The following is a 22,001-nucleotide window of genomic DNA, read 5'->3' on the forward strand; positions in this document are numbered from 1 at the left end:
CCTTTCTGCGATGATAAAAGTGCTTCAAAAGTGCTGATTAACTTTCTTACACCTTAATTGTAAGCGCTTACCGATATGGGCGTCATTAACAGAGGTGGATAAAAGATTAACAGCTTCTTTATCCACCTTGGCTAAAAACAGGGTCTTTTTAGTTAAAATTTTTAGTGTTCTTCTTCGTTATTTATTAAATTCAGAATTTTTAGACCAACCCGGGTTTCCAGCATCTCTTCAGAATTATCGAAATCCATGTCGCTAATTTCTTTGATCCGTTCCAGTCGGTACATGACCGTTTTGTAATGGACAAACAAATCCTGAGCTGCTTTGGCAGCATTTTGGTTATGCTGCAAAAAGACCTCAAGCGTATGCAGCAAATCTTTTTTGATGGCACTTTTGCTTTGAACAAGCCTGTTTAAAGAAGCGGGAATAAACGAGGTCAGTACGGCAGGATCTGGATACTGACAGAGCAGGCGGAATAAACCAAGCTCGGCGAAGGCGGTAATCGATTCGCTACCGTAGAGCGTACCACCGAGGTTCAGGGCTTCTTGCGCCTCTTGATGGCTTCTCGAAATATCCATGACAGTTGCTACCACATTGCCGATGCCGACCTGTATTACAATATCTTTCGTTTTCGTGCGGATGTTGTCTTGAATCCCGCGGATTTTGTCTTTAACTGCTGGCAACCAGATTTTCTCTTTCCCTTCCTGCGAATCAACAGGCAGTAGCAGAATGATGGTATCGCTTCGGCTACGCGTAATAGCATCTGCAAAATGAGCGTCAATTGCTTCGTGTAAGTAAGTAAACGTTTTACTCTGCAGTCTGCGCAAGTTTTTAGGTTTAAACATTTCTTGTTGGTTGAACGAGATGAACTCTTCTTTCACATGAAACAAAAGCACGGCATATGATCGATCTAAATCCCAGCCGATCAGGTTAGCTCGTTGATACACCGTCTCCGACATCTGACCTTTACCTGAAAGCAGATCATCAATGATATCATTTTTATATTTCCGCTCGACTTCCGCCACAGCAAATTGCTTGACCAGTTCTAGAGACAGAGCAGTAGCGGCATTCTCTATTGCAATGAAATCTAATTCTTCTAATTGTTTATGGATTTCGGTGATAACGAGATGCACCTTAATACGGTTTACTGTACGTATAGGCACGACTACATGGTGGAGCGATTTCAACTCCGGTTCGGTAACTTGCGTAGTTATCCAATAATAAGGAAATTTGGTTTCGAATATTTTCTCGCGTTCTACAATATGCTCCTGTTGGTGTGTGGGAATCGTGTACAAGGAAGTATGAGTCATACAGACAAAATTTCGGTCATAGATGGCAACAGGGTTTCCGATTAATTGTTCCAATGTAGTGATTATTGGTTCCATACCGCTATCTGTTAAGGAGAGTGTAGTGAAGCGATCATGCACCTCTTTAAAATATTTGAGCTTCATTACCTGGTTATTAAACAGTTCTTCCATAACCGGATAGAGCACATCTACATAAGGGATGTCCTGTGGGATTTGGATAATTGGCAGCCCCGTCTGTTCGCCTATTTCTATGATTGCCTCGGGAATCTTCTTAACAAAACGGTGGTTTTTGATCAATATGGCGCTGACGCTTTTGTCAGCCAAGCGGAAGATAAATTCGCGCTGCTCTGCTTCTGTATAATTGAGGATCGGATATAGACTGGTCAGCAGCATCTCTCCGCCTTTCAGCCAATCTGCGATGTCGGGTGCTTCCATAATTGTGATGCCTTTTATTATATTCGTAAGCCCTTTGCTGCCCCCTAGCACTTTTGCATGCTGCAGTCGAGCCATCTTCAATACATGTTCTACTCTGAATTCCATATCTTTAACTCCTTATGATTGCAAGTCTGACGTCTTCTTAATTGTATTGCGTCGGAGTAAGGGTGGAGTATAGCATAATGGTGTATTCGTAAATGGGTGTATTCGCTTACACTCATGCCCGATGAGTTGCCTTTGAAATTGATGCGCGCGGATCAGCTCCTTTATATCTATGTATAAAGGATAAACAATGTAGAAAATGAAGTCAAAAATAGGGGGAATAACTGATGAGAACGATTTGTTATAAAACAGTTGAAGGTGTTGATTTGCTTGGAGACTTTTACAGTGCTTGTCAGACTAGTTCCGCTGTGATTGTCTATATTCATGGAGGCGGATTAATATTTGGTTCAAGAAAAGATATTTTGCAAGAACAGGTGGAGCAGTACAATCAGGCTGGTCTGCACGTTCTGTCCATTGATTATCGACTAGCCCCTGAAACGCGGCTTCCAGCTATTATTGAAGATATTCAGGATGCTCTTCGCTGGCTACGAGAACAAGCATTCATCGAGCTTGGCTTTCAGCCATCCGCTATAGCCGTCGTAGGGAGTTCCGCAGGTGGATACCTTGCTCTGCTCGCCGGATCCAGGGAGCCAACTTTGCAAGCGGTTGTGTCTTTTTATGGCTATGGGGATATTCAAGCCAACTGGTCTTCGAGTCCTAGCCCGTTCTATCTGCAAAAACCTACGGTGCCTAAAGAACTGGCAGATCAGTTGATCACAAGGCGGACGCTTGCTGAAAGCTCCATTCAGCAAAGATTTGGTCTCTATTTATATTATCGTCAACAGGGAATCTGGACTCAGGAGGTTACGGGGTTGGACCTTGTTCAGGATAAGGAGGAGCTGGACTTGCTTTGTCCGGCACAAGTTGTGGACGATTCTTTTCCGCCTACTATGCTGCTGCATGGGGAGGATGATCAGGATGTGCCTTGTGAACAATCTATCGGTATGGCGCGGCGGTTGCAAAGTGCGGGAGTTGAGCATACGCTTCTGACCCTTCCAGGTGAGGACCACTTATTTGACATGCAGCTGGAAAAAGAAAATGTTCAGCGGGCATTTGCGCAGGTTCTGGAGTTTTTGCGGCGTCATTTAGTTTAATAATGGAGCTTTAAACTATGGAATGATTAGAAAAACGTCAATCGACGTACTTTCTACGCACAAAAAAGTTGATAACTTCCCGCCTACTTCTTCCGGTGCATGCAGGTATTTAATCTTGGACAGCTGATCATCATTGTATTCCACATGAACATTATGGGCGCCTGCCTTGTAAACATGCAGAGTAATCAACCGGATCAGGTCGGCTGCTGCGATCGGTCCCATCACCACAACCGTCTGGCCTGGCTGTACATTCACACCTACCTTGAGGGCTAGCTCCGCATAATTTTCCAATTGCTGCTTCAGTGATGCCACAATGCGGAATGAGAGTCTGATATCATAAAAAACCCATCTTTTTCAAGATGGGCTCAAACGAGAGGATTAGATAGAAACCTGCATCCGTAAAAATAATATTCTGAAAAAAAACGCTATTATGACTCCTGAAGTTCTTCCTTCGGTTCCGGAGCCATCTTCTTAGCCAAAAACAGGGCTACAACCACCGCCGTAATTCCGCCAACAAGCTTCCCGACAATCATTGGGAAAATCATTTCCTTCGCGACCCCAGCCGTAAAACCAAGATGATCGCCGAATACAAATGCGGCCGACACGGCAAATGCGACGTTGATGACCTTGCCCCGCGCATCCATGTCTTTCATCATGCCAAACATCGGTATGACGTTAGCAAGCGTCGCAACCAGCCCGGCTGCCGCAATCTCATTCATGCCAAGCAACTTGCCCAGCTTCATAAGCGGTTTATTAAATACTTTCGTAATTACAAATACCATCGCAAAAGCGCCGGCGAGTACAATAGCAATATCGCCAACGATTTTGATTCCGTCTTCAACCGGAGCAAGCCCTGGAATGATGGTAATCCCCGTCAACTGCTGCGTGATGCCAGCTGCGAGTCCCAATGTCGCGACGATGACGATGAACTGCCCAAAAACCGTGAACCCTTTGATCATACCCTGCGGAAATTTCCACAATCCCAGCACGATAAGTACAGCAAACAAAATAATTGGAACTAGGTTGGACAAAATCATTGTGATCGAGTAACCGGCAACCAATCCGCCAATCAAGCAACCGAGCGGTATAGTTACGATACCGGCCAGCACGCCGGTAGCCAAAAATTTCTGGTCTTCTTTTTTAATAATGCCAAGTGCAACCGGAATGATGAATACAATCGTAGGGCCAAGCATAGCCCCCAGGATCGTTCCTGCGAATAATCCCGCTTCCGGACTCTGCGCGAGTTCCTGTGCCAGCGAGAAGCCGCCCATGTCGTTCGCCAGCAATGTAGTCGCAAACATGGCGGGGTCTGCTCCCAATGCGCTGTATATCGGAACGACGACCGGACTTAGCACTTTGGCCAGGACCGGAGACAGGCAGATGATCCCCACCATGGCGAGCGTAAGCGAACCCATGGCCATAATCCCTTCATCGAATTGATGTCCCAATCCAAACTTGTACCCAATGCACTTATCGATGGCACCGAGAATCATGAAAATAACCATGCCGTATATGATAATTTCATTAATCTCCACGTACATGCTCCCCCATTCTATCGCTATATGATCCAAAGCAAATGGTTTTCATTGACCATCGTGCCCTGAAAACTCCCTACCGGAAGTGTTGTATGATTTCTTCGGACGGGGAACGAAGCACCGCATGATGAATGATCCGCTTTGGATCCATGGAGGATACAAACACCTTCATCCCCTGCTCCACATCGCTGACACTTCCTGTGAACACGGCGAGAAACTTTCCCCCAATCGCCATGCCAAGATTCATTTTTTTCACATGAATGTCGCATTGCTTCAAAGCTTCATTTAATGCAAAAATGCCGGGAGACACCGTAGCCGTCTCCACAATGCCAAGCGCATTCACAGGCAGGGAGGAAGGACGGCGTTTCAATCCATCGATGATATCGGGATGTACGCCATGCAGTTCAAAGTCGCTGATCCGGAAGTCGCCGGCTTCCACCTTGGCTGTCTCCATCGCTGCCTGTACGTCTGCGGTATCCCCGCTCATGACGATCAGAAATTTGCCCGGACAGATCGGCTTCATATGATGCACCTCAACAGGCGAAGTCTTCAGCATTTGGTCCGCTGTTTCGTAACCTTTACTAATGCTGCGCATCTCAACAACGCCTATTGCACTAATCATGTGTCACCTCGATCGAATCGACGATCCCTACGATGACCGCATCAACGGGTACGTCTCCATTGGCAAACGATGTTCGGGCCGCACTTCCGGTCGTTACCAATACCGTATCCCCTATGCCCGCCCCGGCATTATCCGCAGCGACAAAATATTCACGTGTGACGGGTTCTTTGGCATATGATAACGGTTTGACCACGAGGAAGGCCATCCCGTTCAGCTTATTATCCTTGCGGGTAGCCCACAGGCTTCCCATAACTTGTCCCATGATCATAAGTTCACCTCGCCCGTTATCTTCTACGTATCTGCATCTGCTGCATGCGTAAGTAATCCTGAGCAAGCGGCGTAATGATACTATGCCGGTCTATCACGATCTCTGTCCGGTTCTGCAGACGGTGCTTTTTCACTTCCGCTTCGGTAATGACTTTGCGGCTCAATACTTCCGCATCATGCGGTGCATAAACGGATTCGGTATGAGGCTCAACCTGAGTCATATCCTTAAGCCGCCCTTCCTCCATACATGCCGCAAGCATTTCCGTTTCTTTGACCATCCGGATTCCGTAATCGCTCAGCTTGTCTGTAAATTCATCGTACATTTTGTACAGCAAAACTGGGGCCGTTGACTTGTATTTTCGGTAAAGCAATCCTTCCTCGAACGCAATCACCTTTCGTCCCTTCAGCAGCATCGTGAGCACGAACCGTTCACGCGGGCCTGCGCTTATGCCGTTCGCAAGGTGGGATAACAGCTGAATACATATTGTAGGAATAATCAGCACATCACAATCTCTGAGCGCCTCATCGTAATAACGCACCTCATAATATGGCTTCAGCTTATTTTCCAGTTCCGGCAGCGGTTCCACAGTCAGAAGAACCGCTTGCTTTTTGGATACATCCGGCTTCTCCGTCTGTGCCAGTTCCAGCCGTTTCATCACCTCAGCCGTTACGGTTTCGATAATCGCTGCCCGATCCAGAGCTTCTATGTTCATTTTTTCACGCTCCTAAACCTGGATGCCCTACTTCAAAATTTTCCCCTTCGTACCTTTCGTAAAGCCGCATGCATTTGCTTCGTCGTAGTCAATATGCATGTAGGTCTCAAAGTTCGGGCTCACTCGAACCAGCACATCGTCAAAAATAAGCGGACGTTTGCCATACACTTTTACCTGTACGATTTCGCCGTTTTTTACGTTGTATTTCTCCGCATCCTCCGCTTTCACGTGAATATGACGTTGTGCTGCGATTAATCCTCGATCGAGCCGAATCATATTGCTGCCCGAAGCGATGACGATTCCCGGGGTTCCTTCCAACTTACCGCTTTCTTTTACCGGAGCAGATATTCCGAGCACAACCGAATCTGTGAGCGATACCTCTACTTGCGATTCTTTGCGTTCCGGACCCAGCACGACGACATTATGCAAAGAGCCCTTGGGCCCGATCAGCGTCACACGTTCTTTGCAAGCATATTGCCCCGGCTGGGAAAGATCCTTGGCTTTCGTCAGCTGATATCCCTTGCCGAACAAGGCATCGATCGTTTCCCGATTCAAATGCACATGCTTGCCGGATGCTTCGATTTCGAAACAGGTTTCATCCTGCACCCGCTTAACCACTTCATTAATGATGCTCTCTACCAGTTGGTTATCCACCTTAGTCACCTCATCAGTTGTACTCTCCAACACGGATGCGGAACATGATAATCCAGAACAAGGAAGACAGCCTGTTCAGTGATCGAATGATATCTTCACGCTCTACATCTCCATGTTCCTTCTTGAAGGCTTGATAAGCCAGCAGTTCCGTCTCCCTCGTCAATGTGCGTAACGCATTTATGACAACAACCGCTTCGCCCATATCATAGCTGGGTTGAAAATGTTCCAGTCCAAAGTATTTCTTGGGAAAATGGGATTGCTCCCTGAGTTCCTTGGGGTTCAGCCCAAGCAAATGGAATTCTTCAATGCTTTCGCTAAGCACTTCGCACCGTACGATCCGCCTAACGAATTGCAAAATCTCTTCCAAATCGTTGACCAACTTGGTCATATTCAGCTTGAAGCAGCTGATTTGTGCTTCCAATATTTTTGTTTCCAATGAGTCCAGCTTGCCGCGGAATAATATCCGTGGATGATCCTTAAAAACGAGCATATTTCCATACAAATGGGTCATATGCTCAGGCTTCGTTTCCAAAAATCCGCCGTACAGCGTTCGAAATCGCTTTTTCCCGCCGGTTGCTGGTTCAACATCCAGGTTGGTCGTCACTTGAAGCTTAACTTCGTTTTGCAGCATCGATTCTTGCGCTGGTGCCGGTACCGGTTCCTTTACCGTATCCTTATCCGTCTCAGAAGCTGTCACATACCGCAGTTCAATCTGATGATCGGTCAAAAAGCTTTTGGCTGATGGCGTCAGTATCGTTCCCGCAGCCGTCTCATAAACGGCAGCATCCTTCAAATTCCGATTTCGAAAATACTTGCGCAGCTCGCTTTCCGTAATCACAGCCATGTTTTCACATCCTTCTAAGGCGAATGCGTGTTCATATTTCCTTACGCGATCGTCCGAACTGTTACAAGCCAGGATAAATCGCCATAGTCAGAAGTGGAATGCGGGCGAAGTGCCCGCATTCTGCTGTCTTCCTCGTCCGGCTTGTCAGAGTAGTTTTATTCTGCTTTTGTGGTTTTAGGCAGGATTGCGTCCACTTCGGCATGAGGTCTTGGAATCACGTGTACCGAAAGCAATTCGCCAACACGTTCTGCCGCAGCTGCGCCTGCGTCGGTAGCTGCCTTAACAGCGCCCACATCGCCGCGAACCATAACCGTTACGAGACCTGCTCCGATTTGTTCTTTGCCGATCAGTGTAACATTCGCTGCTTTCACCATTGCGTCTGCTGCCTCGATTGCTCCTACCAAACCTTTAGTTTCTACCATTCCCAATGCGTTTGCGTTTGCCATGATAAAATTCCTCCTAATAATTTGTATTTATAATGAATTTTAGGGTTACCAATAATGGATTGCTCGTCTTGCCGATGAAATCTACGAAAACTTACATTTTTTCAAGAATACGTGCCACAATCATGTCGATAAGTTGTTCTTTGTCTTCCGGAAGGCTGCATGCGGCTTTCGGCTGCGATTCTTCCTTTCGGTCTGCCAAATCTTCCATTTCTATTAGTCCATAAGCGATTCTGCGAATGTTAAGCAGATTAAGCGGACTGATGTTGTCGGATGTGGAGCTTCCGCCAACCGCACCGCAACCAAGCGTAAGCGCTGGTGCAAGTGCTGTCGTTGCGCCGATGCCGCCAAGCGTACCCGGCGTATTGACTAACAAACGGGATACCGGTTTTTTCAAAGCGAACTGGCGTACAATCTCTTCATTTTCGGAGTGAATGCACATCGTATGGCCTGCGCCTTCTCCATTCAGAATTTCGATGCAGCGTTCGCATGCAGCTTCCCAGCTATCCTCTGTGTAGAAAGCCAGAATTGGAGCCAATTTCTCTCGTGAATATGGAACATTGCGTCCCACGCGGGTTTCTTCGGCGATCAGCACGCGAGCTCTAGCAGGAATATTCAGATTCGCCAGTTTTGCGATATGATCTACGCTGCGTCCAACGATTTGCGGGTTCATGGTGCCATTGGCCCGCATAATGAATTTGCCAAGCTGATCGGCTTCCTCTGCGGAAAGGAAATAAGCTCCTTGCTTTTTGAATTCAGCCACAACCGCTTCCTTGCTGCATGCTTCGACGACGACGGATTGCTCCGAAGCGCAAATCGTGCCGTTATCGAAAGTTTTGGAGTCCATGATGCGTTTGACTGCAAGCGGAATATTCGCACTCTTCTCGATAAAGGCAGGGCCGTTGCCTGGACCAACACCGATTGCCGGCGTACCGGATGAATAAGCGGCTTTGACCATCGCCGTTCCGCCTGTTGCTAGAATCAAGGCGACATCGTTATGCTTCATCAATTGATCTGTTCCTTGAATTGTCGGAACCGTCATGACGCCAATGGCACCTTCTGGGCATCCTGCTTGCACAGCTGCCTCGTTAATGACCTTCACCGTTTCCAGAATACTCTTAAGCGCATTCGGATGCGGGGAAAACACGATACTGTTTCCTGCTTTAAGCGCAATGAGCGTTTTGTAGATAACCGTCGAAGTCGGGTTGGTGGATGGAATTAGACCGGCAATGACACCAACTGGGACAGCTACCTCCATCAACTTATTCTCTTTGTCATCTTTCAAGATGCCAACGGTGTTCATGTCCTTGATGGACTCGTAGACTTGCTGCGAAGCAAAAGCATTCTTGATGACCTTGTCCTGCCAGCGGCCGAAGCCAGTTTCCTCATTGGCCATCTTCGCCAGCTTCTCGCGATGGTTGTATCCGGCATCGGCAACCGCTTTGACGATCGCGTCGATTTGCTTTTGCGTCATGGCGGCGAGCTTAACTTGCGCTTCCTTGGCTTTGTTGATCAGATCACGGACTTCTTGAATGGATCTCAGGTCTTTATCCAATGTTTCCATCAATATTCCTTCTCTCTACTGCGTTTTTACATCGATAGATGTGTATTTGTTTTCTTTAGTAAAAGCGGTCGGTCTTCTTTGCATTTTCATCGATAGATGTTTCTCCTATGAGCTTGCCCTTTTTGACTTCTTGCCGGACTTGGCTGCCGATTTTTGCTTCGGTTGCTCACGGAGTTTACTGTCATTGTGCTTGCTCTTTGGCGCATCGGCCTGCTTCTTATCCGGTGTTGCTGCCTGATCATCGGCATCCTTCTGCTCAGTGACAAGCTTTACTGCGGCTTTTGTTTCTTCTGTTTCCCTGACGTCGGGTGTGGATTTCTCCTCCGCTTGAGTTTGAATTTTCTTCATCGGTGAAGGTTTCCGCTCCGGCTGGGACCCAGCAGCATTCGCTCCATTTGTCTTTAATGCCTGCGGCCAAGCCGTATCTGCCGCTTTGAGTTCTTCTGAACTTGCCCCTTCTTCCGCCAAATCTTTAGAAGCGGCAGTTTCTTTGATGGCAAGGTGTACGGCCTCGTCAACAGCGTCGTTGGGTACAGCGATTTGTTCAGCACCGTCTTCAGCTGCTTCTGTCGTTTGTTCCTGCGCCTGTTCATCCATGGTTGCGACTGCCTGAAGCGGACTTTCGTCAGAATCATCCTGTTCTTCCACCAAAACTGCCGTTTCTTCATGCATTCTAGCAATCACATGGCGGGTCAGCAGCACATCTAATTGCTTCGCCATCTCCGCTCCCGCCTCAACAGCAGCCTGCACCGCTCCGACATCTCCATCCAGTTTGACGGTCACCAGTCCACCACCGATGATCTCCATGCCGATACAGGTAACGCTTGCCGCCTTTAATGCGGCATCCGCTGCGGCGACTGCACCTAGATACCCTCTGACTTCAACTAGCCCTAACGCGCTATATCTCATGGTCCGCTACCTTAATAACTCGTTGGGTTATCCGCAACGAATTGGACAGCGTCCGCGAAAGCGTCACATGCTGCCTTGCAGGCCGATTGACTGCCTGTCAGCAGTGCGCCAGCGAAGTTGGTCTCGGACGGTGGGCCAAAGAAGGTTGCAATCGTAACATCGGCGGCTTTCAGTGCTGCATCGATCGCATACATCGCTTCCAGCGGCGGAGCGATCAAATAAGCGAGCGCCTCACCTTCTTGGATCCCCGCCGTCTCGGATAAATAGGAGCCTGTTCGGGATACGCAGTGGGCGAAATAGGTGATGCTGTCATCCTCATTGGCGCTAACGAAATGAGCGCCGCTTCCGATGAAATCAACGACAGCGTTCATGCCGCTGCGTACTTCCTCGGGATTTGGCCCAGCCAGAATCCCAATGACTTCACCTGCCAGCTTCGTTGAAGCATTAGCCGATCCGGCATACATGCTTCTTGCATACACAACATCCACAGCGGCTGCTTTCGTTGCTTCATCCAGTGCTGCGTAAGTTACGTCATCAATGTCAGCAGTAATGATACCCAAACTTTTATGGTGCGGCTTCAACTCCAGCTTGTTTGCCATATCCAGGCTTACGTTGGAAATGAGCTTCATCCCGAGCACTTGTGCATGAATCGGTTCGTTTCTCATACGTGCCTCCAGCCTTTCCTATAGTTTTAAATCAATACCTGATGCTTTGCGATCAATCATGGTCTTGATCAATTCGGCAATATGCGCCCCTGCTTCTACGGCAGGGGTACCGCCGGAATGAATGTTGGAAATAACGGTACGTCTTGCTTCAGGCATGCCCACTGTTGGTTTATAAGCAATGTAGGCACTCATGGATTCTGCCGTTACAAGCCCCGGACGTTCGCCGACCAGCAGGCAAACCACATCTGCTTCCGTTACATCGCCAATGACGTCCATGGAAGGAACACGGCAATGCTTGACGAACAGGATATTGCCTGCATCGATGCCATACATCTTAAGACCTTGCGTAATGGATGGAATGATATCCCGCAAATTGGCTTCGATCGCTGCCGAACTTAAGCCGTCTCCAACCATGATTTGCACTTTGGCCTGCTTGGTCGTGTGCTGCTTGATGTACTCGATGGTCTCATCCGAGAATTGACGTCCCAAGTCCGGACGCGTAATATATTCATCCTTGTCCTGACACTTGGTGGCGATAGGCACAAGGTGCATCTCCTTGACGAAATCTTCGGATACATAGGAGAACACGGCGTCTTGAGCAGCGGCATGGTCAGCGCGGAAACGCAGCGATGTAAACGTCTTGTACCGCGGACCTGCGCGCCAAACGCCAAGACGGGCCGGCGTTTTTGCTTTCATTCTCATGTATCCTTCGCGATCCGCCGGATCAGGCACGAGCAGCAGCTTGCGAAGGTTAATTTCCGTGATATCATCCAAGCATTCACCGTCGTCCTCTTGTGCTTCCTCAGGTACAGTTTTCTGTACAAGTCCACCTTCGTGCGGCTCCGCGTTATGCGCAATCGGTGCTGCAACTGTCGCTGTTTCAACAGGCTTAGCAACTTCTTGCTCTGCCTTGTTTCCTACCATCTCGTTCAAAATCGATTCAATCATCGATTTCAGATCTTTCTCGTTCATGTGAGCTTCCTCCTTTCCTTACTTGAGAAATACTGACGCATCCCCGGCTTTTTTGGTCAGTTTGCCGTTTTCGATAAAGCCCATTTTCTCCATCCACTGCTCGAACTCCCGAATTGGACGCAAACCGAGCAATTCACGCAGCGTTGCCGTTTCATGATATCCGGTCGTCTGGTAGTTGAGCATGACATCGTCGCCATGCGGGATACCCATGAAGAAGTTGCAGCCTGCTGTAGACAGGAGAACCGCCAGGTTTTCCAAGTCGTTCTGATCCGCCTTCATATGGTTCGTATAGCAAGCGTCGCAGCCCATCGAAACGCCTGTCAGCTTGCCCATGAAGTGATCTTCCAGGCCGGCACGGATAACCTGCTTCGCGTCGTACAAATACTCGGGCCCGATGAATCCGACAACCGTATTGACAAGGAACGGGTTATACCGCTTCGCGAAACCGTAACAGCGTGCTTCCATCGTCACCTGGTCGATGCCATGATGAGCTTCGGAAGACAGTTCGGAGCCTTGCCCCGTCTCGAAATACATTACATTTGGCCCAACCACCTGGCCTTGATTCAGCACAAGCTGCTGCGCTTCCTCAATCGTGGCCGCATTGAAGCCAAACGCCTCATTCCCTTTCTGCGAACCTGCGATCGATTGAAAAATAAGTCCTGTGGGCGCGCCGCGCTTAACAGCTTCCATCTGGGTCGTAACGTGAGCGAGCACGCAGGTTTGCGTAGGAATTTCCCACTTTTGCCGAAACTCCTCGAACCGTTTCAGGACACGCGTCACGCTTTCTACGGAGTCGTCGACCGGATTGAGGCCAAGCACCGCATCCCCGATCCCGAAAGTCAGGCCTTCCATTAGGGAAGCCATGATACCGTCGGGATCATCTGTCGGGTGATTCGGCTGCAGCCGTGCCGACAACGTGCCCGGACGCCCGATCGTCGTATTGGCATGCGCCGTAACCCGAATTTTCTTGGCCCCGTAAATCAGGTCAAGGTTCGTCATGATTTTCGCAACCGCAGCGATCATTTCTGCTGTCAGTCCACGGGAGATGCGCTTGATGTCGCCTTCCGTTGTGTTCTCATTCAAAATCCACTCGCGCAACTCTTCGACGGTCCAGTTTTGAATTTCACTGTAAATGCGCTCATTCACGGCATCCTGAATGATACGTGTTACTTCGTCCTCTTCGTAAGGAACCGCCGGATTATTGCGCAGGTCCGACAATTTGATCTGGGAAAGAACTACCTTGGCGGCTACGCGTTCTTCTGCCGAAGCGGCTCCCAATCCGGCCAGCGTATCCCCCGACTTTTCTTCATTGGCTTTTGCCATGACATCCATGAGCGTCTTGAATTGATAGACTCGCCCAAACAATTTCGTTTTTAAAATCACAAAAGCTCCTCCTTCCACTTGCAGCTCGAATAGATGAAACTCGAATCGTTAATGTGCGACTCTTAGTGAAAAACAAGCGTTTTAATAACGACAGGCAGCACCTTGCCACCCGCAATCGGCTTGCCGATGTCGATATAGTCGCCATTGTCTACCTGTACGCTATCGATGCAGATGACATCTTTCTTGTAATTCAGCAACGCGTACAATGTTTGCCCCAGCACCTTCGCCAGATCGTGATGAACAATTACGATGAGCGGATACTCCCGCTCCAGCAGTTCAGACATCCCTTTGTACAAACCTTGGGCATATTTCTGAACCTCCTGAAAGCTTGCATTTTTCTTTCCTTCAATCGCAATGGCCACCCGCTGCAAATCATTGTTCAGTTTGAACCAATCCAGCTTATCGGTGATGGCCTTTGCCAACTGCTCACTGCTTCCGGACTCGTCGACCACAGAAAGCTTCAAGATCGGTAAATTCTTGATCGGGAAACTTTCATCCGTATAGGTAATCGTGCTTCCACTGATCTCCGTCGTATGGGATCCTGCTCCGACAACGGTAGCCCGGATGGTCTCGGCTGAACGGGCAACGGTTAGCTGCTGCGTTAGCGGAGAAGAGGCGATGGCTCTTCCAAGCAATATACCGATGTCTCCGAACTCGAATACGTCTCCTGTGGATTCATGATAAATGTAGTCTGCAACCCCTCCTGAGAAGGAAATACACGGAATCGCAAGGTCCAGCTTCAGCCCTTTGTTGGTGACGATGGTGTTATAGAAGTCTCCCGGTGGCCTGAGGCCGACGCTTTCTTCGAGCAGCTTGACCATTTCCCCGATAATCGGCTGAAGATCATCTGGAGTGACCCGCTGGCCTATAGCAAGACGGAATCCCCTTCGCTCGGCAAGCTGCTTGATTTTAGGCGCGATATACGTGATTTCATGCGAACTTTGATCAACCTTGATCAGGCGCCCCCCAATATCGAGGCAGCCCGTATCCAACAGTTCGCCATCGGCGAATAATGCCAAATTGCTTGTACCGCCGCCAATGTCGATGTTGGCGATGCAGGTGGAATGCTCTTTGGAATACGAATGTGCACCCGCGCCTTTGGCGGCAATAATGCTCTCCAGATCCGGCCCTGCGGTTGCGACGACGAAATCACCGGCAAAGCCGCTTAGCGAGAGCACGACTTCATTCGCATTCTCTTTGCGTGCCGTCTCACCCGTGATGATGACCGCTCCTGTCTGGATCTCATCCTTGCGGATGCCTGCCTTCTCGTATTGCTCCTGCACGAAGGACTGAATCTTCAACATATCGATCCGGTTATCTTCCAACACGGGTGTAAAACAAATGTCGCTTCGATAGACCACTTCCTTGTCCGTAATAACCAAGCGAGGCACCGAAAACGAAGAAGCCATGTTTTGAATATGGAGCTTAGACAGCACCAGTTGGGTCGTAGAAGTTCCCATATCGATGCCAACGCTGAGCAATTGTTCTTCCACTTTGTTCACCCCCTGGCTTGATTTCTTATCATTCGGACTACAACTTGAAGAGTGCAAAAAGGCTTAAAGTCACAACCTTCCAGATATACCGGAAGGTTTACTTTAAGCCTCATTGCTTCGAAGACTACGCCCTTGTAGTCCGATGATATTATTTTTTGAACGTAAAAGTCACTGTTGTGCCCGTATCGCCGGATACGATCGAAAGCTTACCTTTCAGCTTGTCTTTAACATAGCTGCGGACAATCGTCAGCCCCAAGCTTTTATGCGAAGTTTCCCCGACAACGAACCCGGCTCCGTCATCTGCCACGACGACCGTCACCAGCTCGCCTTCTACTTTTGTCTTGACGGAAATTCTTCCCTCCGAACAATCGCCGAACGCATGTTCATAACTGTTATGTAGCAGTTCGCTTACAATCAGCGCGACAGTTACGGTCCGATCACTGTCCAAGCAAATGTTTTGCTCTGAAGCAATCTCCACCTTGACGGCGCGGCAATCAACAAAACAGCGTTCGATATTGGATGCAATCAATCGTATAACATCCATGAGATCCACTTCGGCTTCGATCTCCGTCGACAGCAATTCATGGGTTGCGGCGATCGCGAGCACGCGACTGACACTGTCATCAAGGCATTTCTTGGCCTCAGGGCTTTTGCACTGCCGCCCCTGAATGCGCAGCAGAGACGCTACCATCTGCAAATTGTTTTTTACCCGGTGATGAATTTCGCGGATGGCAACCGATTTAGAAACGATCTCAGCTTCCTTGTTTCTAATCTCGGTTATATCATGCAGAATAACGCCTACGCATAAATCCTTTTCCTCAATGAACAAGCGTTTCACCTGATAGTAACGTCCGGCGGCTTTCACTTCCACCGTAAGCGGACAACATAGCGAAGATGAATGCTGGCTCATGACCTCGGAGAACATCGTCTGATCAAGCGACAAATTATCATAATGCAATCCTTGGATATCTTCCAAATAACCAAGCTGTCTGTAATATACGTCCGCCTGTTCATTTTTCAGCTTCAAAAACCCATATTTATCGAACACCAGAACGGCGTCTTCCAATTGATTGATAATCGAATCCTTGAACTGCAGCATAGCCCCCAGCATCGAGGACATCTCCCCATCCTCGCATGACGCTCTCTGCCTGTTGAAGTGGGCTTGTATATTGTCGCGGACATCTTTTTCATAGATCAGAACGGCAATGACGCCGCTTTGATTTTTAATAGGATATACCGTTTGCCGAACCAGATGATTCTCCTGCGTCCTGGCGACGAGCCCCTGCGACATAATGCCTGTTTCAAGCGTCCGCAGGACGCCAGGTTCATTCTCGCGCAGCGCCTTCTCCCCCGTAACCGGAAAATAATATACCGATTTGCCTTCACATGGACGACGATGATAGACCACGATGGCTTCGCTTGCCACGCTCGACAATACGTCGATGAACACATCATCCTCTACCTCGGTCATTTGAAATGACTCCGCTATTTCGCAGATCCGGACTATATCCTCTTCCGACAATCCGGTGTGAAGGCTGCAAAGCTGCCTGATCCGTTCTTTGAAATCAATCATAGGAAATGACGATGGTACTAGCAATTTCAATCAGAGGACATCGCCGATCCATGCTGAGTTTTCGTAAGATTTGATAGGCTTCCTCTTCCGTGTAGCCATTTTCTCTCATCAATATGCCTTTCGCTTTCTCGACCGCTTTGCGTTCTTCCATCTTCTGCGTCAGCTTTGAGAGATCTTGTTCCAGCTTTCGGAATTCCTTGCCTCTGGCTATCGTGACTTCCACCATAGGAATGAACGACTTTTCATCAAGCGGCTTTACCAAGTAACCAAGCGCACCGACAGAAGATGCTTTTTCAATCGTCTGTTTGTCGCTGTAGGCGGTCAAAAGGATGATCCCGCCCGCCAGCTGTTCTGAAAGAATTCTTTTACTCGCCTTGAGCCCATCCAAAATGGGCATTTGAACATCCATGATGACGAGGTCAGGCAGATGCTTCTTGCATAATTCGATAGCTTCAAAGCCATCGGAAGCTTCGCCTACTACATTGTAGTTAGCCTCTTCTAGCATCTCACGAATATCCATTCTTGTAATAGGTTCGTCATCGACTATTACAATTTTTCCATTCATGCGTCATGCACCTCATTGTCTGTCGTTATTTGCTTGTCGCTTGTCTATCGATAAGCCCCGCTTGCATTTGAACTAGAATCCAAGTCGTTTACGCCCTCAAATAATCCCGAAGAGCATCCACTCCCACGTTCTCGATCGTCGAGACTTCAAAAATCCGCTCCACGCCGGCCGCCATTAAATGCGCTCTGGCCTGCGCGATTTCTTCTTGCGACTTGGCCAGTTCCACCTTCGTTACCACTCCGATAACCGGCTTGGCGAATACCGTTGCAAAAGCCGGCGGGAAATAGCTGTCTTCTTTCGTGCAATCCTGAACCAGCCCAATGACATCGGCATCTACACTGGATACTAACAGCATTTTGTATAAATACCGGTTCTCGATGCATTCGCCCGGCGTATCGATCGCCTGATCGAAATTTTCAACGGCTTGCGTTTTCTTATAGGCAATCTCCTCACCGTGCAGCCATTGGCACAGCGTGGTTTTGCCCGATCCTGTACTTCCGGCAAAAATAATTTTCTTCATCATAAGCTTCTCCTACGTTCTCGTAATATTCGTATTTGCCGAGAAGCCCAATATATTCTGCAATCCATGCAGCACTGCGCTGATCGCAGATTCTACTGATGATACATCGCCCGTAATGACGAGTGAACCGCTGAAACGGTCGACAAAGCCGATTTGTACGCCAGCCGCCTTTGTAGCGATATCCGCTGCAATGATGGAGGCTTCGCTTGGCGTGATCGTCATAACGCCGATGGACTGATGCGCTTCGTTTCCGAGTCCCAGCTTCTTGTAAATGTCCGGGTTCGGGTTCGCGATAATGTGAGCGAGCGTGACCTGTTTGCCAGGCACATACTCCTGAATCACACGTTGTTTCTCGGCTCCTTGTTCCATACTCCTCATCTCACTCTCGTATCGAAAACACTAAAAGAGGTTGTTCAAAAAGTCTACTTTTGATAAGAAAACCTGCAAAAAAACAATAAAAGCCCCTTAAAAGTCCATGCGGAATTTTTAAGAAGCCACTTTGCTTTGATTTGTATGCAACACGCCATTGTGTTACTTTCACTATATTTGAATATTGCAAGCGATGTCAATACGAAATCCGTCAAATTTCGACTCGATCTTAGAATTGAAACATTTTGTTCAAAATTTGAAGCACGTCCTCTGCCGTAGGAACGCGTGGATTTGTTGCCGTGCATCCGTCTTTCAGCGCGCCTTCGGCGATCGACTCTCTCATCTCTCCAAACAGCGATTGATCCACACCGCATTCACGCAGCGTTTGCGGCATATTCAATTGCTTCTGCAGCAGTTTGATTGCCTGTACGAGACTACGGACGCCGCTCTTCGCATTGGGTGCGGATAACCCCAAGCTTTTGGAAATTTCGGCATACCGAACCGCCGCTCTATTGCTTTCTTCCTTGCCGTAACCCGGCTTGTAATCGGCATTAAATTCGATGACATGCGGAAGAAGAATCGCATTCATGCGTCCGTGGGCAATTTTGAATTTGGCTCCCGCCACATGCGCGATCCCATGATTCAATCCCAGAGACGCAATATTAAACGCCATCCCCGCGATGCAGGATGCATTATGCATTTTTTCGCGCGCCTCAAGATCATTTCCGTCCTTATAAGCTCGCGGCAAATAAGCAAAGACCAGCTTCATTGCCTTCTCCGCCAGTGCATCGGAGATATCATTGGATTTGGTGGATACATAGGCTTCAATGGCATGCGTCAACACATCCAGTCCGGTATCGGCCGTAATGAAGTCCGGCACGCTTTTGACGAGCTCAGGATCGAGAATCGCTTCTTGCGGCAGCATGTCATCGGATACAAGCGGATATTTGATGTTTTTTTCTTTGTCGCTGATAACGGAGAATGACGTAACTTCAGAACCCGTCCCGCTTGTCGTCGGGATTGCAATGAACGGGATATCTCGCTGGTCAAGCAGCTTTTTCGTAAACAGCTTCATCGCTTTAGCGGCATCAATGGCAGAACCGCCGCCAATGGCAATGATTAGATCGGTGTTGAACGCACAGAGCGCCTCGACACCTTCCGTGACGACTTCAATCGGCGGATCAGGCACGATATTGCTGAAAACATATTGCTCGTTACTGCTGTGCAGGCGATCAAACACCATGTTAATCATGCCCGACTTCACCATAAATGGATCTGTGACGATGAACATACGTTTGTTTTGCCACTCTGTTAGACGATCCATCGCGCCTTGCCCCATATAGAGGTCGGCTTTAATCGAAAGTTTATCCATGTAAAGCACCTCCAAGAAGTAATTGCAACAAAAAAAGAGGCCATTCAAAGGGAAATCCCCTTCAAAAGCCTCTTTGCTTGTTATCATGTATGCACGCCATTGTGCAGCTTCTTATCATTTAGTTTTGCATATATACTGTACACCGTCATTCCGATCTTCGTCAACCGCTTCCGGAACTTGTCCTTAGATCAGACACATTAACGGCACGATTTTATAAGTGCCTGTTCAAAAAGGTCGGTCATCAAAAGCGGACTTTGGGAACAGCCTCTATCAATAAAAAAAAGGGATATGCACCCCATAGTGCACGTGCTTCTTCGTCCTTGAAGAATCTCCCCGTTTGCGAGCTATACCTCATTGTATATATTCGGCGGCGAACACCCGGCTGTGGCCGACAACATCGTCGGCAGCCTCTGCTGCAATTAAAAAAAGCCTAGCGAGGCGAGAAACGTCACTAGACTTGTAAACCAGCCATTTTCGCCTCGAAATGACTGGTCTCTCCAAAGTTATTAGGCAAAAGACCTGACTTAAGACCGATCATTCGGTCTATCACAGTGGCGGGACCGTGTTGGATTTGCACCAAACTTCCATTACCTATAACTTTTTCTATTGTACATGACGCGAATAGTTGCCCATTCGACATCATTATAGCACAAACGACGCGTTTGGCGATATAAACCTTAAAAAAATGATTGACCGAATGAAACTCAAATAAAATAAAATGCCTCGGGCAGACCAAGGGACGAACGCTGCAGCGTAGATACGGTGAATTGTCTCAGAAAGACAAACAAGGAAATGGTTTTCCCATTCATTTATTCATGATCCATGTCTTCTTCTGCTCAGAGTACCACTTTCTAAGCTGATTAATATGGGCTTGATGATAACGGTTATGGTCGGCCATATGCCATAAACCCCACCGGATGGTGGCTTGCTTTTCATTCTCGTGTCCGAATGTAACGATGCGATCCAGATCGGCATCCGTTAACTGCGTACATACATCCTTCAACATACTGAGTACAACTTCATATTTAGATATAAGCGTGTCCAGAGACATTCCTTTGACCATCGGCAGCCTGTTATGTTCATCGATCATTGGGCCGTATTCATCTATGAATGACTGGGGAAGCGCCTCACCTTTAATCCTATATACCCAGTTCAGGTCGACGTACATGATATGTTTTATTAACTGAGCGGCACTATTGAAATTGTCACAAGGTCCCTTGAAGTCTATTTCCTCTTGGGCCATGCCCTCTGATATGGACTTTAGCCGTTGGCTGTTCTCTCTGACAGCGCTATATAACATTCCCACGATCGTTGACATATTCTCTTCGCCTGGCAAATCGTACAACATCCTAACACAACCTCCCTTGTAAAAATAAATAGCATCCCGGCCTCACTATTTGGACTCACGATGCTTCTTCCTTAACCGCATGCTGTACTTTAAGTTCATGAATTCTTGCCGCTTCAACTTTTTGCTTAAAGTCGCCTGGCAATAAACGGGATATGACTTCACGAGTGTTTCGCCCAACTTCACTTCGATAAGCTAATAAAGAACCAATATCAAGAGCCGCACTCAAATTAGCGATTTCTGCTTCCGTCATTTCATTTCCAGAATGAACATCATCAATGTGGAGTTTCTTGTTCCATTGACCTGAATGCAATACTTGGACATCGTTATTTACGAGCACGCTCATCGTCATGTCTTCAATACGCGTGATATGCCACATATGCCATATTATTGAGTTTTTTGTATCAGGAGCCTTAACTGGATATTGGCGGAATGTTTCCTCTTGTAGATCTTTAACTAACTCATCCTCAAGGGTCGCAATGGGTGAATGGCTCATTCTTGATGAATGTAACAAGCGATGCTGCTGTAAGAATAGGTCAACCGCACTTTGATGCTTAGCCGGATCCAGAATTATCTGGGTTAGCTTTTTGTGATTTTCATTCCACTGTTTTCTTTCACTCAAATCCATGGAGAACCCTCCCTTTATAGCCTCTTCCTAATATCCATGTAACGGCTTCATTAAAGTCTGTCGCGATAAAATCAGGATACGCTTCTTTCCATTTGCCGAAATACTCGTTGTTATTATATTTTTCCAGTTCTTTGAGGCCAGCTCCCGTCTTCACTAGCACTTTCTTACAACCGGCTTCTTTGGCAGCAACCATATCCGTCCATCTATCCCCTATGACAAAGCACTCCCCTAAGTCCAAATTATTTTCTTCCGCGGCTTTCATCAGCATCCCTGCGGATGGCTTTCTACACGGACAACCCGCTCCATGCTCATGAGCACAAAGATAGATCTTATCAAAACCAAAGGCTAATAATTCCGATTCGAATTCGTCCTGTGTTACTTCGCCACGAGCAATTCCAGGTTGATTCGTAAATGAACAAACAAGCATGCCTGCGGCTCTGAGTGAACGAATCGAATCCTGTACTTGTGGAAATAGCTCAAATTCACTGGGCAAAACAACCCGATCGGTTCCTCCAAGTGTTCCGTCCCTGTCAATGAAAACAGCTTGTCTTGAGAGCTCTAGCAATTAGTTATGCTCCTTTCCTTATTCATTTTTTGCGTTGGATAGTACAGGATGTACAGGACGATTTA

Annotated in this window: 24 protein-coding genes and 1 riboswitch; of the genes, 1 reads left to right on the plus strand and 23 read right to left on the minus strand. The window is 47.9% G+C overall.

Features of this window, described 5'->3' with window-relative positions; translation table 11 throughout:
* Nucleotides 1–161 precede the first annotated feature (161 nt).
* The gene (locus tag NYE54_RS23810; protein ID WP_339266664.1) at nt 162–1,844 is read right to left on the minus strand and encodes a PucR family transcriptional regulator ligand-binding domain-containing protein; all 1,683 of its coding nucleotides are present in this window, start codon (nt 1,842–1,844) and stop codon (nt 162–164) included.
* Between the two features lie 224 nt (nt 1,845–2,068).
* Between NYE54_RS23810 and NYE54_RS23815 the strand changes: the two genes are divergently transcribed.
* Nucleotides 2,069–2,935 (plus strand): alpha/beta hydrolase, encoded by an 867-nt coding sequence (locus tag NYE54_RS23815; protein ID WP_339266666.1) that lies wholly within the window; start codon nt 2,069–2,071, stop codon nt 2,933–2,935.
* A gap of 15 nt (nt 2,936–2,950) precedes the next feature.
* On the opposite strand, the gene NYE54_RS23820 is transcribed toward NYE54_RS23815, so the two are convergent.
* The 22 genes from NYE54_RS23820 to NYE54_RS23925 form a co-directional block, all read right to left on the minus strand.
* A complete protein-coding gene (locus tag NYE54_RS23820) occupies nt 2,951–3,226 on the minus strand; it encodes an aminopeptidase (protein ID WP_339266668.1) in 276 nt (91 codons plus the stop codon).
* A gap of 137 nt (nt 3,227–3,363) precedes the next feature.
* Nucleotides 3,364–4,470 (minus strand): ethanolamine utilization protein EutH, encoded by a 1,107-nt coding sequence (eutH, locus tag NYE54_RS23825; protein ID WP_339266670.1) that lies wholly within the window; start codon nt 4,468–4,470, stop codon nt 3,364–3,366.
* A gap of 76 nt (nt 4,471–4,546) precedes the next feature.
* Nucleotides 4,547–5,092: a BMC domain-containing protein gene (locus NYE54_RS23830; protein ID WP_215155574.1), complete on the minus strand. Its 546-nt coding sequence runs from the start codon at nt 5,090–5,092 to the stop codon at nt 4,547–4,549.
* Nucleotides 5,085–5,360 (minus strand): EutN/CcmL family microcompartment protein, encoded by a 276-nt coding sequence (locus NYE54_RS23835; protein ID WP_076325832.1) that lies wholly within the window; start codon nt 5,358–5,360, stop codon nt 5,085–5,087. Before NYE54_RS23835 ends, NYE54_RS23830 begins: the two co-directional genes overlap by 8 nt.
* 16 nt (nt 5,361–5,376) lie before the next feature.
* A complete protein-coding gene (locus tag NYE54_RS23840) occupies nt 5,377–6,072 on the minus strand; it encodes an ethanolamine utilization protein (RefSeq protein ID WP_339266672.1) in 696 nt (231 codons plus the stop codon).
* A 27-nt stretch (nt 6,073–6,099) separates the two neighbouring features.
* Entirely contained in the window at nt 6,100–6,726 is a 627-nt protein-coding gene (gene eutD, locus NYE54_RS23845; RefSeq protein WP_098747745.1) for an ethanolamine utilization phosphate acetyltransferase EutD, read from the minus strand.
* A 13-nt stretch (nt 6,727–6,739) separates the two neighbouring features.
* Nucleotides 6,740–7,570 (minus strand): cobalamin adenosyltransferase, encoded by an 831-nt coding sequence (locus NYE54_RS23850; protein WP_339266675.1) that lies wholly within the window; start codon nt 7,568–7,570, stop codon nt 6,740–6,742.
* A gap of 155 nt (nt 7,571–7,725) precedes the next feature.
* The gene (locus NYE54_RS23855) at nt 7,726–8,016 is read right to left on the minus strand and encodes a BMC domain-containing protein (protein WP_076325828.1); all 291 of its coding nucleotides are present in this window, start codon (nt 8,014–8,016) and stop codon (nt 7,726–7,728) included.
* Between the two features lie 91 nt (nt 8,017–8,107).
* Nucleotides 8,108–9,577 (minus strand): acetaldehyde dehydrogenase (acetylating), encoded by a 1,470-nt coding sequence (locus NYE54_RS23860; protein WP_339266676.1) that lies wholly within the window; start codon nt 9,575–9,577, stop codon nt 8,108–8,110.
* Between the two features lie 105 nt (nt 9,578–9,682).
* Complete coding sequence (locus NYE54_RS23865) at nt 9,683–10,486, minus strand: BMC domain-containing protein (protein ID WP_339266678.1); 804 nt, start codon at nt 10,484–10,486, stop codon at nt 9,683–9,685.
* An 11-nt stretch (nt 10,487–10,497) separates the two neighbouring features.
* On the minus strand, nt 10,498–11,151 hold the full coding sequence (gene eutL / locus NYE54_RS23870) for an ethanolamine utilization microcompartment protein EutL (protein WP_076325825.1): 654 nt from the start codon (nt 11,149–11,151) through the stop codon (nt 10,498–10,500).
* Nucleotides 11,152–11,169: 18 nt separating this feature from the next.
* Nucleotides 11,170–12,123 carry an ethanolamine ammonia-lyase subunit EutC gene (eutC, locus tag NYE54_RS23875; protein WP_339266680.1) on the minus strand — a complete coding sequence of 318 codons (954 nt, stop codon included), beginning with the start codon at nt 12,121–12,123 and terminating at the stop codon, nt 11,170–11,172.
* Between the two features lie 18 nt (nt 12,124–12,141).
* Nucleotides 12,142–13,506, minus strand: coding sequence for an ethanolamine ammonia-lyase subunit EutB (locus NYE54_RS23880; protein WP_339266682.1), 1,365 nt, complete (start codon nt 13,504–13,506; stop codon nt 12,142–12,144).
* Between the two features lie 62 nt (nt 13,507–13,568).
* Nucleotides 13,569–14,999 carry an ethanolamine ammonia-lyase reactivating factor EutA gene (gene eutA, locus NYE54_RS23885; protein WP_339266683.1) on the minus strand — a complete coding sequence of 477 codons (1,431 nt, stop codon included), beginning with the start codon at nt 14,997–14,999 and terminating at the stop codon, nt 13,569–13,571.
* 148 nt (nt 15,000–15,147) lie between these two features.
* A complete protein-coding gene (locus NYE54_RS23890; protein ID WP_339273637.1) occupies nt 15,148–16,572 on the minus strand; it encodes a sensor histidine kinase in 1,425 nt (474 codons plus the stop codon).
* Nucleotides 16,565–17,137 (minus strand): ANTAR domain-containing response regulator, encoded by a 573-nt coding sequence (locus NYE54_RS23895; RefSeq protein ID WP_076325821.1) that lies wholly within the window; start codon nt 17,135–17,137, stop codon nt 16,565–16,567. Before NYE54_RS23895 ends, NYE54_RS23890 begins: the two co-directional genes overlap by 8 nt.
* 88 nt (nt 17,138–17,225) lie before the next feature.
* On the minus strand, nt 17,226–17,657 hold the full coding sequence (locus NYE54_RS23900; protein WP_076325820.1) for a EutP/PduV family microcompartment system protein: 432 nt from the start codon (nt 17,655–17,657) through the stop codon (nt 17,226–17,228).
* Nucleotides 17,658–17,669: 12 nt separating this feature from the next.
* Nucleotides 17,670–18,026 carry a BMC domain-containing protein gene (locus NYE54_RS23905; protein WP_076325819.1) on the minus strand — a complete coding sequence of 119 codons (357 nt, stop codon included), beginning with the start codon at nt 18,024–18,026 and terminating at the stop codon, nt 17,670–17,672.
* 229 nt (nt 18,027–18,255) lie between these two features.
* Nucleotides 18,256–19,398, minus strand: a complete 1,143-nt coding sequence (locus NYE54_RS23910; RefSeq protein WP_076325818.1) for a 1-propanol dehydrogenase PduQ — start codon at nt 19,396–19,398, stop codon at nt 18,256–18,258.
* Between the two features lie 458 nt (nt 19,399–19,856).
* A riboswitch (adenosylcobalamin (AdoCbl) riboswitch) is annotated at nt 19,857–20,010 on the minus strand.
* A 193-nt stretch (nt 20,011–20,203) separates the two neighbouring features.
* The gene (locus NYE54_RS23915; protein WP_339266685.1) at nt 20,204–20,746 is read right to left on the minus strand and encodes a DinB family protein; all 543 of its coding nucleotides are present in this window, start codon (nt 20,744–20,746) and stop codon (nt 20,204–20,206) included.
* A 55-nt stretch (nt 20,747–20,801) separates the two neighbouring features.
* Nucleotides 20,802–21,371: a DinB family protein gene (locus tag NYE54_RS23920; RefSeq protein ID WP_339266687.1), complete on the minus strand. Its 570-nt coding sequence runs from the start codon at nt 21,369–21,371 to the stop codon at nt 20,802–20,804.
* Nucleotides 21,358–21,936, minus strand: coding sequence for an HAD-IIIA family hydrolase (locus NYE54_RS23925; RefSeq protein ID WP_339266689.1), 579 nt, complete (start codon nt 21,934–21,936; stop codon nt 21,358–21,360). Before NYE54_RS23925 ends, NYE54_RS23920 begins: the two co-directional genes overlap by 14 nt.
* Nucleotides 21,937–22,001: the final 65 nt, after the last annotated feature.

Source organism: Paenibacillus sp. FSL K6-1330 (genome assembly GCF_037976825.1).
GTDB lineage: Bacteria > Bacillota > Bacilli > Paenibacillales > Paenibacillaceae > Paenibacillus_AQ.

Excerpts from the sequence above, each read along its gene's own strand:
- NYE54_RS23810 (WP_339266664.1), bottom strand. The coding sequence starts at position 1,844 with ATGGAATTCAGAGTAGAACATGTATTGAAGATGGCTCGACTGCAGCAT.
- NYE54_RS23815 (WP_339266666.1), top strand. The coding sequence starts at position 2,069 with ATGAGAACGATTTGTTATAAAACAGTTGAAGGTGTTGATTTGCTTGGA.
- NYE54_RS23830 (WP_215155574.1), bottom strand. The coding sequence starts at position 5,092 with ATGATTAGTGCAATAGGCGTTGTTGAGATGCGCAGCATTAGTAAAGGT.
- NYE54_RS23835 (WP_076325832.1), bottom strand. The coding sequence starts at position 5,360 with ATGATCATGGGACAAGTTATGGGAAGCCTGTGGGCTACCCGCAAGGAT.
- NYE54_RS23840 (WP_339266672.1), bottom strand. The coding sequence starts at position 6,072 with ATGAACATAGAAGCTCTGGATCGGGCAGCGATTATCGAAACCGTAACG.
- NYE54_RS23850 (WP_339266675.1), bottom strand. The coding sequence starts at position 7,570 with ATGGCTGTGATTACGGAAAGCGAGCTGCGCAAGTATTTTCGAAATCGG.
- NYE54_RS23855 (WP_076325828.1), bottom strand. The coding sequence starts at position 8,016 with ATGGCAAACGCAAACGCATTGGGAATGGTAGAAACTAAAGGTTTGGTA.
- NYE54_RS23860 (WP_339266676.1), bottom strand. The coding sequence starts at position 9,577 with ATGGAAACATTGGATAAAGACCTGAGATCCATTCAAGAAGTCCGTGAT.
- NYE54_RS23865 (WP_339266678.1), bottom strand. The coding sequence starts at position 10,486 with ATGAGATATAGCGCGTTAGGGCTAGTTGAAGTCAGAGGGTATCTAGGT.
- eutL (WP_076325825.1), bottom strand. The coding sequence starts at position 11,151 with ATGAGAAACGAACCGATTCATGCACAAGTGCTCGGGATGAAGCTCATT.
- eutC (WP_339266680.1), bottom strand. The coding sequence starts at position 12,123 with ATGAACGAGAAAGATCTGAAATCGATGATTGAATCGATTTTGAACGAG.
- NYE54_RS23890 (WP_339273637.1), bottom strand. The coding sequence starts at position 16,572 with ATGATTGATTTCAAAGAACGGATCAGGCAGCTTTGCAGCCTTCACACC.
- NYE54_RS23895 (WP_076325821.1), bottom strand. The coding sequence starts at position 17,137 with ATGAATGGAAAAATTGTAATAGTCGATGACGAACCTATTACAAGAATG.
- NYE54_RS23900 (WP_076325820.1), bottom strand. The coding sequence starts at position 17,657 with ATGAAGAAAATTATTTTTGCCGGAAGTACAGGATCGGGCAAAACCACG.
- NYE54_RS23905 (WP_076325819.1), bottom strand. The coding sequence starts at position 18,026 with ATGGAACAAGGAGCCGAGAAACAACGTGTGATTCAGGAGTATGTGCCT.
- NYE54_RS23910 (WP_076325818.1), bottom strand. The coding sequence starts at position 19,398 with ATGGATAAACTTTCGATTAAAGCCGACCTCTATATGGGGCAAGGCGCG.
- NYE54_RS23915 (WP_339266685.1), bottom strand. The coding sequence starts at position 20,746 with ATGTTGTACGATTTGCCAGGCGAAGAGAATATGTCAACGATCGTGGGA.
- NYE54_RS23920 (WP_339266687.1), bottom strand. The coding sequence starts at position 21,371 with ATGGATTTGAGTGAAAGAAAACAGTGGAATGAAAATCACAAAAAGCTA.